This window comes from Mesorhizobium onobrychidis, from assembly GCF_024707545.1.
GTDB lineage: Bacteria > Pseudomonadota > Alphaproteobacteria > Rhizobiales > Rhizobiaceae > Mesorhizobium > Mesorhizobium onobrychidis.
On record NZ_CP062229.1, the window covers coordinates 6,849,008 to 6,861,793 of the forward strand.

Here is a 12,786-nt window from a genome sequence, read left to right on the forward strand (position 1 = left end):
ACCCTCGCCAAGATCGTGTCTAAGAAAGGCCGTGCTCGGCAGGGCGGATGAATCTCTGTGTCTGCTTCACCACGAGCGCTCGCCCAGCAATAGCCGAAAAAGCGCCAGGTGTCTCCGGGCTCCAGAATACCTTGGTTAGCTTTTTGCGAAATGCATGGACGAATCCTAATGAACGCACCTCCCAATATGAATGCCATGAAGTCATTGTCCACGCCGGACGATCCGGCAAGGGGCGGCCGACCAATTGAGCTGGTGGTTCTGGTATTGCCAGGGTTCTCGCAACTGGCGCTTCACGCCTTCATCGAACCTTTCCGCATCGCCAATACGGTATCCAAACTGACCCTGTTCCGGTGGCGGATCGCGGGATCCGACGCCCAATCCGTCAAGGGGGCGAGCGGCCTCTCGATCGCTGTTGATGTAACGATTGACGAACTGAACTCTTGTTTAGGCGGCCGGGGGCCACATCATCTCGCAATTTTCGCGGGCGAGCCGGTGGGCCGGCGACTGACGGCACAATTCAATAATTTCTTGCGCACGATCGCACGCCGCGGGGTTCCCATTTCCGCGGTTGGAACAGCGACATGGCTGCTCGCGCAGACTGGTCTGCTGGCAGGCACACGCTGCACGATTCACTGGTCGCGGCTGGCCGCCTTCACGGAAGTATTCAGCCAGCCGCAGATTCGCGATGCTCTCTTTGTCAAGGATGGGCAATTTTCGACATGCGCGGGGGAACTGGCAGCCTTCGACTTGGCGGTCGATCTGATCGCCAGCCATGTCGGCGGGTTTACCGCACAGGAGGTTTGCCGCTACGCGACCGTCGACGGTCAGCGCTCAGGTTCCAACCGCCAGACTGGGCCATCGGGTCTCGCCTTTGCGGGTGTAAGCGATAAGCTGCTGATGGCTATGAGGCTCATGGAAGAGAATGTGGAGTACCCGCTGACCATGAGCGAGGTTGCGCAACGGGCTGGCGTGTCACGGCGCCAACTGGAACGCTTGTTTGCAGCACACGTGCACATGCCGCCGGTACGCCACTACCTCCGGATCCGTGTCGCTCATGCCAAGCGCCTGATTGAAGGCACAAGCATGCCCATTATCGATATCGCAATGGCCTGCGGATTTTTGTCGCCTTCACATTTCGCAAAATGCTTCAGAACTTTCAACGGCCTCTCGCCGCAGCAGTGTCGTGCAACGACGCCGGCATGGGTCGGACCCGGCCTCGGCTAGACAAACGAAACCGCAGGATCGCTGCGATCCAGTTCTCTAGCGTTTATTGGACGTCCCCAGCCGAGACCAAGAAGGGCCAGCCCTCCCCGCGGTCCACCCGACGAGTGTTTGCAACGACATACCGAACAATTTCGGGCGAGTTGCGCCGTACAGACCCGCCTTAATGCCTAAACCGCAATCCTGGGCCTTCCCGAGGCCACCGCCACCACATGTGCCTCGATGAACATGCGCTGGCTTTCGACCGTGGAGACGCGGAATTCGGTGGTGACGTCGATCTCGGCGCTGTCGGTGCCTGCATCCCTGGCGCGCTCCGCAACGATGGCGCGGACGTCGGCCTCGGCTGCCGCGATCGCCGCAGCCTCATCGAGGAAATCGCGAACCTTTTCGCCAGTGGCAAGCCGGAACAGCCCTTCCTTGGGTTGGCTGACCTGTGCTTCGGCCGACACCCGCACCTGGCCGACAACGGCGCCGAGCGCATTGGCGACGTCGGTATCCTCCGGCACGACGCAGTCGTTGCCGACCAGCTCGGCCAAGCCGGCATAATGGAGCGGCGCCGAGGCGCCGAGGCCGATGACCGGGCGATCGAGCGCCACGCTGAGGCGAGCGATGCCGGGATGGGAATCGACGGCGCGCTGCACCAGCGCGTGCGCCACGGTCGCGGCGCCGTCCAGCCCATCCTCGGTAAAGGCAGTCTCCAAGATATATTCGGCCGACCAGCGCGTCAGCGTCAGCAGCACCCGTTCCGAGATCGCCTCCGGCGTGGCGGCGATGAACTGGCCGCGCCCGTCGCGCTTACGCGCGAACAGTTCGGCGCCGAGCCGGGCCGTTGCCGCATCCCAGTTGGCCTGCTTGCCAAGCACATGGGCGGCATCCGAAGGGGTGAAGCCCGAAATATGCACCAGCCCGCGCGACACCAACCGGTTTAAGGTGGCGTTCTGGGCATTCGAGATCAGCAATTTGTCGAGAGCGACGGCCACAGCACCAATCATCTCATAGAGCTTGGCTTCGGCGCCGGACAGGCCGGCCGCGAGCCGCTCCGGCACGCCCGTCCTGACCGCCAGGCGGCCATCCATGCGGCCGGGATTGGGCGCGCGCAGCTGGCGCTCGAGCTCGGCGGTGACCGCTTCGCCATGCACCATGCCGGCCAGCGCCAGTGGCACCAGGCGGCGCGGCCCGAGCAATATCCTGGGGTTGAGCGCGCCGTCCTCCAGCGCCACTTCGGAATCGCCGCCGAGCCCAAAAGTGCGCATGGCGACGGCTTCGACCATGGTGCGGAAGCCGCCGACGGTGGCGCCTTCCGGATCCAGCCGCGGCCGGCCCTTGTCGAGCACGGCGACATCCGTTGTGGTGCCGCCGATGTCGGAGACCACCGCATTGCCGAGCCCGGTCATGTGGCGGGCGCCGACAAGGCTGGCGGCCGGGCCTGAAAGGATCGTCTCGATCGGCCGCTGGCGGGCAAAGGCGGCCGAGACCAGGGCGCCATCGCCGCGCACTACCATCAAGGGCGCCACGATCTTGCGCGCTTCCAAAAAGCCTTCGGTCGCTGCCACCAGCCGGTCGATCATCGAGATCAGCCGGGCGTTGAGCAGCGTCGTCAGCGCTCGGCGCGGCCCGCCGAGCTTGGCTGACAGCTCATAGCTGGCGGTGACCGGCAGGCCGGTCTTCTCGCGGATCAGCTTGCGGGCGGCGATCTCATGCGCCGGATTGCGGGTGGCGAAATAGGCGCAGACGGCAAAACCAGATACCGACGCGACAAGTTCCGGCAAGGCCGCTTCGAGACCGGACAGGTCGACCCCAGCGGTATTGCCGTGCACATCGTGGCCACCGGGGCAGAACACCACAGGATCGGTGCCAAGCGCCGCCTTCAGCCCGTCGCGGGCAAGATCGGTCTCGGAGAAGCCGATCATGACCAGCGCCACGCGGCCGCCCTGGCCCTCGACCAGCGCATTGGTGGCCAGCGTCGTCGACATCGACACCAGTTTTATATCGGCTGGATCGGTGCGGGCCTTCTGCAGCACAGCGTCGACCGCTCCGGAAATGCCAACGGCAAGGTCATGCCGCGTAGTCAGTGCCTTGGCCTTGGCCAACACCTTGCCCTTGTTCGGCCCGTGCTGCGGGCCTTCGGTTTCAGACCACAGCACGGCATCGGTGTAGGTGCCGCCGGTGTCGATCCCGAGGAGCAGCGGTTTTTTCTTAGGGTTGGCTCTCATTTTCAATGGCAGTTTCAGCTGGTGTTCGTCTTTTCCACACCTTAGCCGATGCCGAGCGCCCTGCCCGCCTGCAAGAGCGCGAAGGTCGACAACATCGTGCGGCTTCAAGCGAGCCTAGATTCTGTTTCTGCCGGGCGACAGCCCCTGTCGCAATCCGTTCGAAGTCGCCAATGCACCACTATGACTGCGGCTTCGTCAGCTTGGCCCGATACTCCTCGTCCAAAATGGACGGCAAGGATATCTTCTTGGTTCGAGCCCCGTCGACAGCGATCATTTCACCGCTAACGAAGCTGGACTCATCGCTGGCCAGCCAAAGGACCGCATTGGCTATCTCTTTTGGAGTGCCGATTCTTCCTACCGGGTGAAGTTGTCCTAATTCCCGCTCGACCAAGCTTCGGTCCGGATGGAGTTCGACGTATGCACGATTCAGCTCGGTATCGATCCAACCGGGGCAAACGGTATTGCAACGTATACCATCGGGCCCGAGGTCAACTGACAGCCCCAGCGTGAGACCGTGCACGCCGGCCTTGGTGGCAGCATAGGCTGTATGCCAAGGGTTGACCATAAAGCCCTCGACCGACCCAATGTTGACGATCGCGCCTACGCCGATGCGTCTCATTTCCGGGACCACATACTTGGCCATTAAAAACGGACCACGAAGATTGACCGCCATAAGCCTGTCCCAATCCTCGGCAGTCTGTTCGTCGATGGACTTATGAATGACCATACCGGCATTGTTGACCAGGACATCGATCCTGCCAAACTTCTGCAGGACGTCGTCAACGAATGCGCGAATTGAGGCCTCCTTTGTGACGTCAAGAGACATAAATGTGAGCCTCTCGAGGCTGCCGGAATCGGCGGAGCGATCATCACGCAAGTCGCCGACGACAACCATGGCGTCTTCATCAGCGAGCCTCTCAGCAATTGCACGCCCTATGCCTCGGTTGCCACCGGTGACGATGGCCACTTTGCCTGATAACCGATTACCCAAGAATTCCTCCTATCCTGCCGTGAAGCCGCCATCTATCGGAACAGCAACCCCTGTGATGTGCCTGGCTTCCTCGCTCGCGAGGAACAGCGTCAAGCTCGCAATTTCCTTCGGAGTCGCCACGCGACCCTGGGGTATTGAATCGATGTTCCTCTGGAGGACCTCATCGACGCTAACCGGCTTGCTGTGGGCCGACACAAGCATGGGTGTATCAACGGCACCCGGGCAGACGGCATTGATGCTGATTTGCTCTTTGGCGTGATCGAGGGCCATGGCGCGTGTCAACAAAACGACCGCGCCCTTCGACGCACAATAGGCAGCCAGCCCGGGACAGCCAACCAACCCCACATTCGAGGCTATGTTGACAATGCTTCCGCCGCCGGTTTTCCTCATGGCCTTCACTGCGGCGCGGCTAAAGTAGAAAACACCGCCGACATTGGCGTCGAATGTCTGCCGCCAATCATCATCCGTGGTTTCGACCGCGCTTCCACGTCGGATGATACCGGCGCTGTTGACCAAGACGCTGACTTTTCCGAACCGCTCTACGGTGGAGTTAATCACGTGGTCGGCGAAGGCCGAGTCAGCCACATCGCCCAGCATCAATTCGGCCGGACAATCGAGTTTGTGAACCGACTCTAAAGCTCGTCGGCCCCGCTCTCGATCGCGGCCGACCAATACGAGTGACGCGCCCGTCGCGGCGAAGGCCTCTGCGACGACCTCCCCTATCCCCGACGTCGCGCCAGTCACGATAACCACCTTCTTGGAATGCGTCATAGTAGCGATTGCCCGGTGATGAGGCCTGGCGGGTAATTCCGGCGGCCTGCTAGTGATCTATGCCGGCATCAGGCCTGTTCGCAAGCGTCCAAAAAATCATGCGCCATACAAGCTGAAGTCATGGCGCGATGGACATCGGTACGGAAATTGCGCCGCCTTATGCGACCCTTGGACATGGTCATAACTCCTGGTTATCCGGCCAGCCAATAATACTCATTTGAAGTGCGGTGCGCCTCTGCATATAGCTCACAATCGTAGCATTTCTGCCGTAGCCGATTATGCTGCTGGGATGATGCAAAGGCGTCCGCCGGAGGCCAATCGCGACAACGCCCGGGGAGAGGCTTCATGAAAATAAAGCGCATCCGAGTTTTCCAAAAAAATCTCCCGATTCCAGAAGGAAAGGTCACTGTTGGACAGGCCACGCTTTCAGAGCTCGACTCTACAATCGTGCAGATCATTTCAAATAATGGCCTAATTGGCTGGGGTGAAACTTGTCCAATTGGTCCGACTTACGCTCCAAGCCACGCTCTTGGAGCTCGCGCGGCAATCATGGAAATGGGCCCTAGTCTGATCGGTGCGCCTATTAGCCCGGTGCTGCTGCACCGCAAGATGAATTCACTATTAAACGGACATTCTTATGCGAAGGCGGCGCTTGATATAGCGGCGCACGATCTGATTGGTAAGCGGACGGGAATGCGGGTGGCAGACCTGCTGGGAGGCGCAACGACGGAGCGCGTTCCATTTTACTTTTTCATCGGGGTTGGCGACGGGGACGAAGTAGTTCGGTCTGTAAAGGAGGCCCAGGCCGAGGGATATGTTCGAATTCAAACGAAGATCGGGGGGCGTCCAGTAGAGCAGGATATCGAGGTGATTCGGAAGGTTGGTGAGGCCCTGAAAAAGGGAGTACGTTGGGCAGTCGATGGAAACAGGAGCTTGACCATGCGAGACGCAATTCTCCTGAGCCAACAGTGCAGTGGTCTTCCATTCGTATTTGAACAGCCCTGCAATACTATCGAAGAAATTGGCGCCATACGCCCAAAAGTGCAGCATCCAATTTACCTAGATGAGAACGGTGTTGATCTAAACACTGTTATTCAGGCCATTGGCAGCGGTTTATGCGATGGCTTTGGAATGAAGATTACCCGGATTGGTGGGTTGAAGCCCATGGCGACTTTCCGAGACATCTGCGAAGCTCGCTCGCTGCCGCATACTAGCGATGATAGTTGGGGAGGCGACATCACAGGGGCGGCTTGCGCCCACCTTGGGGCCACGGTGAGGCCAGATTTGTTTGAGGGATGCAGTTGGGTCAATAAAATTTCTGACGAAAGTCACTATGATCCAAAGAACGCAATTCGCGTGACAGACGGCCACATCTCGCTTCCGACGGGTCCCGGCCTTGGTTTGGAGATCGATGAGGCGATGTTTGGCGCCCCCATTGCAGAGTTTTGATTGAAGTGCGCCTAGAGCGCGTCCGCAACTGCGAACAAGCTAGTCCGCAGAGTTCAACGAAGGAGTAAGCTATGCCCGTTATTCATATCGAAACGTTCAAATCAGACGATGACAAGAAATCGGAGTTGGTCGCTGAGATCACAAAACTGTTTTGTGATAAGATGAACTTGAAATCAGAACAGATCCATGTTGTCTTTGATGAGTATGAGCCAAACAACTGGGCGACCGGCGGCAAACTTTGGTCGAGGATGTGAAGTCTGCGAGTGTTATCTGTGAGTGTTGGTTGGCAAGAGTTTTGTTCAAGCGCCGGAATGGAAAAAGATCACGGCGCGTACCGAGCAGGACGGCCCGCTGTCAGCGAGCCGAGGGATTATGTTGAATTCAAAAGACCGAAACCCTCATTGTCGTTGTTGTAGCTGAAGAACGCAGACAATAGCTTACAGATTGGCCTTTGCTTCTTGAGACTGGCGCGCGGCATGTTGGAGAAAATCGAGTACATGACGCAGGACATATGTCACGCGGGCCGCCGAAGCGTAAGGGGTCGTTTCATTCGCGCGAGTTCCCTTCAAGCGCCCGTTCCAGTTCACGATAGCGGCGAGGACCGACGACGGACAACTCAGCCAGCATCATGACCGTCCACCGCTCGCCGAGACGGTCAAGGATCAAGCGCAACCCGCAATTCTCATGTTCAGAAGACCTGCAGGGAGCCAGAAAGGTGGCAGGGCAAACATCCATGTGCGTGTCGGCATACGGCGTCCTTAGGTTAAGTGCCACACATACGTGAAAGGAAGACCATGATCCTCATCACCGGAACCTCGGGCCAGCTGGCATCGCAGATTGTGACACGGGCGCGGCAGAAGAGCATTGCCGTTCTCACCGCCAGCAGAGCGGCCAGCGCTGACCGGCAAATGGACTTCGACAGACCTGAAACGCTTGACTTCACCGGAGTCGAGACCATGTTCCTGACTTCGGCGGGCTCTGCCGAAGACGATTGCGTGATGCGTCGGCATGGTGCCGTTCTGGCTGCTGCCCGCGCTCAGGGGGTGGCGCACGTCGTTTATACGAGCCTCACCCGTGCTAGCGATCATCTCGGCTTTGCCCTGGCCCATCGCTGGACCGAGCGCGAGCTTCGGGCAAGCGGCATGGCCTGGACCATCCTTCGCAACGGTCTCTATGCAGAACTGATCGGCGCTCTCGCCGCGCCGCGAGGCGGGCTGATTGCCACGCCTTTTGGTGAGGGTGGGATTTCGGCCGTCGCACGAGCGGATCTGGCCCAAGCGGCGCTTGCTGTACTGGGCGATCCCGCTGCTCATGCCGGCCGCTGCTACGAGCTTTCGGGAACTACCGCATTTTCGGTCCCGGACCTCGCACAGAGGATGACTGTCACCTATGAGCCTAGCAGCTTTGAGGAGGAGCGCGCGCGGCTTTCTGCCCTGCCACTGTTCGCCTTCCAGCCGCCGATGCTGATGTCCATTTCGTCCGCGGCGGCGGCCGGGTTCCTGGAAACACATACAACAGATCTGACGGAGTTGGTGCCTATGCCGCTAGACGCGCTAGAGATTGCCTGCGCCGTCGCTCGACAATCGGCACAATAGCTCCTGGTGCACCAGGAAAAGTTCGATAGTCGTCTTTCTTGGCTCGGCTCATAAAAAAGAGGCGGTCTTGCCTAACAGGCGAACATTAAATGAGGTCGCGTCCCACTCTCAAAAAGTTAATCGAGTGCGACCGGGGCATACTACTACCGGATAGTCAAGGGGGTGTTCGACCGCATCTTCGCGGCCCTTACCGGAGCCAAAGCGCATCATGACGATGCCCCCACCTGAAGGCCCACCGCACGGCGGCGAGCCTTCTTAAAAAGGGGATGCTCCCCGCCGTATCGGGCGCACCAGAGGCGGGCTGAACTCCCAGTTGCACGCCGTCTGCGATGGTGAAGGGCGACCGCTCATCCTCTAAGCGAGAGGCAGATGAGCGACCACAACGGCGCTAGGCTCATGCTCGACGCCTTGGCCTGCTGCCGGTTTTTCGGACATGCTGTTAAGCTATTCTAGCATAGCTTTCTCCTCGAACTCGACAGGGCTCAGATAGCCCAGTGTCGAGTGCCGTCGCCGAGGGTTGTAGAAGCGCTCGATGTAGTCGAACACGTCCGCCCTGGCGTCATCCCTCGTCCTATAGACCTTGCGGGCCGTCTTGAGTGACGAGAAGACGCTCTCCATCGCAGCATTGTCCAGACGTTGCCCGACCGGCTCATCGAGCAGGTGATGCCGTGATCGGTCATCAGCCGCTGGAACTGCTCGCTCGTATATTGGCTCCCTTGATCGCTGTGGTGCAGCAGACTGTCCGGCCTGCCTCTGCGCCAGATCGCCATGATCAGGGCGTCGGTGACGAGCTGCGCCGTCATCTCCGCCTTCATCGCCCAACCGACGACGCGCCTGGAGAACAAGGTCGACGACGGCCGCAACGTAGAGCCATCCTTCGGCGGTCCAGATATAGGTGAAGTCGGCGATCCATTTCTGGTTTGGCGCCGATGCCTCGAAGGCGCGGTCAAGGAGGTTGTTTGACGCCGTTGCGACTGAAGAGCTTGTGCTCAAGCGCATCGTCGGTCAGCTCGCCCGGCAAGGGCCAGCTCAATCCAACCGCGGCTGCACGCTGCAAATTATCCTGCACCGTACTGCGCGCTATCCCCAATACGACCGCAATCTCGCGGGAGCTCGTCCCGCTTCCGGCAAGCCGCAGCATTTTGTCTCAATTGTCTCATGGTCAGCCTTCTCTTTGCCGGCATCAAAATGTCCCCGTTCATCGCGAGGTGATTGATGCCAAAGTTGCTGACCCAGGAGGTAATGTTCAGTGCCGAAAACGGGCCGGCTTTTGATTGGAATGGTGGCCGGCTCAAATCGGAACGGTGGCCGGTCTTTGATCGGAATGGCGGCCGGCTTCACGTCGGAATCCGCACACGAGGATCTCGTCGTGCCGGGAACGAGCGCTGGGACTGCGATTGAGCCAGGCATGGAAGCCTGAGCGCGACACATCCAGAGCCTCGCACAGCCATGCCACCGGCCAGATGTTCCGGTGCCTCGCGATGAAAGCGAACCTCATGTCACTTCCCACGCGAAGTAGGCTGCGGCCTTTTTTAGAATGTCGCGCTCCGCCTTCAGCTTCGCGACTTCCTTGCGCAGCCGATCGATCTCGAGCTGCTCAGGCTTCATCTGCCCATGACCGGGAAACGCATGCTGCGGATCGGCCGATAGCTCGCGCACCCATTTACGCAGCACATTCTCGTGGACATCGAGATCGCGAGCAGCCTGAGCCACCGCAACGCCCCGATCCTTGACCAATCTCACCGCCTCAAGCTTGAACTCGCGGCTGAACTTCCTTCTTTGCATTCCTACTCTCCAGTTCCGTCAAACACCTTATCTCGGTGTCCACGAAACCGGCAGCAGGCCATTCCGCTACGCGGAAGACGCGCGCCATGCCGCGGGAGTAGAAGTAGGACGCAAGTCTAAACTCGGTGTCGTTGGCTTGGGCGTCAACTTCGGCTTCTGTGGTGAAGCTGAATAGGGAAGCTAGTCTAGCGGCCCAAAGGTTTCCTCGTTGGTGACTATCATGTCGCGGGTGACGTCGGTGAGGATCGTCGGCTGATAGAAGGTTCCCCCGAGCCTGCGCCGGTTTCCGCCAACAGCGATGCGCGCGCCCTTGGCGACGGTGTCGTCAACATGCTCCTGTACCTTGTCGAGGGCGGCTTGGTCAATGAGGGGACCGAGGATGACGCTCTCCTCGAAGCCGTCGCCGACCTTGAGCTTGCTAACCGCCTCGGACAGCTTCGCTGCGAAGGCGTCGAAGACGGCATCGTGGACGTATATTCGGTTGGCGCATACGCAGGTCTGACCGTTGGTGCGAAATTTCGCCGCAACGCAGCCCTCAATGGCGGCGTTGGATCGGGGTCTTCGAAAACGATGAAGGGGGCGTTGCCGCCGAGCTCGAGACCGAGCTTCTTTATCGTCTTGGCGCGCGGCTTGCACAATTTGACGCCGACCTCAGTAGAACCGGGGGTGAGATGCGCACCAATGGATTGGCAGTCAGCTCGCCGCCGATTTCGGAGGACGGACCGGTCAGCGCAATGAAGAGGCCCTTCGGGCGCCGGGACGCTCGGCCAGGACGGCAAGTGCTAGGGCCGGGAAGGGGTCTGCATGGCCGGCTTCAGCACGCCAGCGCCGTACGTGTGATCATGAAATTGGGAAAGTTCCAGGGGTGATGGCGGCCACGACGCCGATCGGCAGCTTTATGGCCAAAATGCGCTGTCGGTCTGCGGCGCCGGGATAGTGTCTTATTCAATGCACATGCCGTCAGTTATCAGGGGCTACGGCATCGGGCCGGGCTGCCGTCATTTGGTAAGGGATCACCTCAATGAAGGCACCTTAATAAGGCCTCTAAACGACATCATTCGGTCATTCCGGATACCGCAATTGAGCGAGACGACGTCCAGATCTTCCGCAATTGGCTGATCACACAGGTCGCAGATTGCAATCCGGTCCCGCCAGCGTCGGCTGCGGACACTAGGGCGGCACCAGTTGCACACAGCGTGAGATCAGCAGGCCATCCAGGCCTGCCATCCGCCTGATAACATTTAGTCCTGCGGTACATGACTTTTTATACAGTTGTTTTGAAGCCCCCCCTCCCCTAGCGTTCCGGGACTAAATCAGAGGGAGAGTCTAATTCCGCGTAAGCAGAACTCAGATGATATATATATATATATATCTATGCGACGGCTGCTCCTGCAAGCTTCAGCCTGGCAGGAGCAAGCTTACAGCTGCGTTAGACACGGAGTTGGAATGTGCGATGAATACCCGCAAGTCAAACATCTTTCCGTGGTCGGGTCGCGTATGGCGCAACCCTCGAAGCAGTCATGGTCATATGCGTTGAAAGCTAAATTGGCCGTTCAAACTCCCGAGTAGAAGGCGATCGCAGCGCGCACAAAAACAGATGGTCCGCAAAAGGTCGAACGCAACTTAAAAAAAGTGGGAACTGAACTATGAAGATCAAGGCTGCTATTCTCGCCTCCCTCCTACTGGGCATATCCAGCAGCACGCACGCGGCTGAGCGAGTAAGACCTGCCTGGAACGGGACCCCCGATACCCTGTTTCAGACCTATGTAGTTATGCAGGGCCTAAAGGATCTCGGTTATGATGTTGCCGAGCCAGCACAACTCCAAATCGAGCTGTATCACGTCACGATTGGTAACGGCGACCTTGATTTCAACGCTGAGCACTGGGAGCCTCTTCACAAAGCGTTTTGGGAGAAGGCTGGCGGAGCTGCCAAACTGATGCCCATCGGCAAGCTGTGGAGCAATGCCGTTCAGGGCTACTTGATTGACAAGAAGACCGCCGACGCGACCGGGATCAAGTACCTCGAAGACTTGAAGGACCCCGAGAAAGCTAAGCTGTTCGACATCGATGGCGATGAAAAAGCCGACCTTTACGGCTGCGACCCCGGTTGGGGCTGTGAGCGCGTCATCGAACATCAGCTCGACGCCTATGGTCTCCGGGACACCGTCGAACACCTGCAAGGTGGTTATAATGCTATTATCCCAGATGCAATCGAGCGCTTCAAAGAAGGTAAGCCTGTATTGTATTACAGTTGGACTCCTTTTTGGCTTTCGTCGGTACTTCGACCAGGCAAAGACGTGGTTTGGCTGAACGTTAAGGAAACTTCGCTCCCCGATGGCCAGACAGGCAGCACAACTGTGCCCGGCCTCGGAAACCTTGGCTTCCCGGTCAATGACGTGATGATAATCGCAAACACCGCATTCCTGAAAGCCAATCCCTCAGCAAAGAAGTTCTTTGAGCTCGTGCAGATTCCGACTGAAGACATTAACGCGGAAAACCAGTTCATATTTAAGGGGGAGAAATCAAACGAGCAGGTTTTGAAGCGCACGACAGACTGGATCGCCGCACACAAATCCGAATGGGACAAGTGGATTGCAGAAGCCAAAGCAACCAAGTAGCAACGCTCGCGGTGGCGCCTACGGGCGGCGCCGCAACTTCGGAATGCCCGGGAACCCCGGCGGGGTATTCCGCCTATTTCCCCGAGAGCGTTCGAGCTTGGAGCATAGTCACCTTCGCCCACGCACCGTTGATCATCGGAAAC

The 12,786-nt window shown here is 58.9% G+C and carries 8 protein-coding genes and 3 pseudogenes; 6 read left to right on the top strand and 5 right to left on the bottom strand.

All coding sequences use genetic code 11. The annotated features are described in order from the left end of the window. The first annotated feature begins 168 nt into the window (after window positions 1-168). Window positions 169-1,224: a GlxA family transcriptional regulator gene (locus tag IHQ72_RS33815; protein WP_258120125.1), complete on the top strand. Its 1,056-nt coding sequence runs from the start codon at window positions 169-171 to the stop codon at window positions 1,222-1,224. A 167-nt stretch (window positions 1,225-1,391) separates the two neighbouring features. Here IHQ72_RS33815 and IHQ72_RS33820 read toward each other — a convergent pair whose 3' ends face one another. The 3 genes from IHQ72_RS33820 to IHQ72_RS33830 all read right to left on the bottom strand — a co-directional run bounded on the left by IHQ72_RS33820 (window position 1,392) and on the right by IHQ72_RS33830 (window position 5,196). Beyond that, the gene (locus tag IHQ72_RS33820; RefSeq protein WP_258120127.1) at window positions 1,392-3,434 is read right to left on the bottom strand and encodes a hydantoinase/oxoprolinase family protein; all 2,043 of its coding nucleotides are present in this window, start codon (window positions 3,432-3,434) and stop codon (window positions 1,392-1,394) included. Between the two features lie 178 nt (window positions 3,435-3,612). Continuing rightward, complete coding sequence (locus tag IHQ72_RS33825; RefSeq protein WP_258120131.1) at window positions 3,613-4,401, bottom strand: SDR family NAD(P)-dependent oxidoreductase; 789 nt, start codon at window positions 4,399-4,401, stop codon at window positions 3,613-3,615. Between the two features lie 33 nt (window positions 4,402-4,434). Continuing rightward, window positions 4,435-5,196: an SDR family NAD(P)-dependent oxidoreductase gene (locus IHQ72_RS33830; RefSeq protein ID WP_258120132.1), complete on the bottom strand. Its 762-nt coding sequence runs from the start codon at window positions 5,194-5,196 to the stop codon at window positions 4,435-4,437. A 345-nt stretch (window positions 5,197-5,541) separates the two neighbouring features. Between IHQ72_RS33830 and IHQ72_RS33835 the strand changes: the two genes are divergently transcribed. The 4 genes and pseudogenes from IHQ72_RS33835 to IHQ72_RS33850 all read left to right on the top strand — a co-directional run. Further along, window positions 5,542-6,645, top strand: coding sequence for a mandelate racemase/muconate lactonizing enzyme family protein (locus IHQ72_RS33835; RefSeq protein ID WP_258120133.1), 1,104 nt, complete (start codon window positions 5,542-5,544; stop codon window positions 6,643-6,645). A 71-nt stretch (window positions 6,646-6,716) separates the two neighbouring features. Next, entirely contained in the window at window positions 6,717-6,899 is a 183-nt protein-coding gene (locus IHQ72_RS33840; RefSeq protein ID WP_258120134.1) for a tautomerase family protein, read from the top strand. Between the two features lie 540 nt (window positions 6,900-7,439). After that, complete coding sequence (locus IHQ72_RS33845) at window positions 7,440-8,240, top strand: NAD(P)H-binding protein (RefSeq protein ID WP_258120135.1); 801 nt, start codon at window positions 7,440-7,442, stop codon at window positions 8,238-8,240. A 221-nt stretch (window positions 8,241-8,461) separates the two neighbouring features. Further along, a pseudogene (locus IHQ72_RS33850) lies at window positions 8,462-8,651 on the top strand (IS5/IS1182 family transposase); the annotation flags it as partial. A 33-nt stretch (window positions 8,652-8,684) separates the two neighbouring features. On the opposite strand, the pseudogene IHQ72_RS37305 reads toward IHQ72_RS33850, so the two are convergent. Further along, window positions 8,685-10,025 (bottom strand): annotated as a pseudogene (locus IHQ72_RS37305) (IS3 family transposase). A 180-nt stretch (window positions 10,026-10,205) separates the two neighbouring features. After that, window positions 10,206-10,804 (bottom strand): annotated as a pseudogene (locus IHQ72_RS33870) (aldehyde dehydrogenase family protein). 867 nt (window positions 10,805-11,671) lie between these two features. Between IHQ72_RS33870 and proX the strand changes: the two are divergent. Next, complete coding sequence (gene proX, locus IHQ72_RS33875; RefSeq protein WP_258120136.1) at window positions 11,672-12,643, top strand: glycine betaine/L-proline ABC transporter substrate-binding protein ProX; 972 nt, start codon at window positions 11,672-11,674, stop codon at window positions 12,641-12,643. Window positions 12,644-12,786 lie beyond the last annotated feature (143 nt).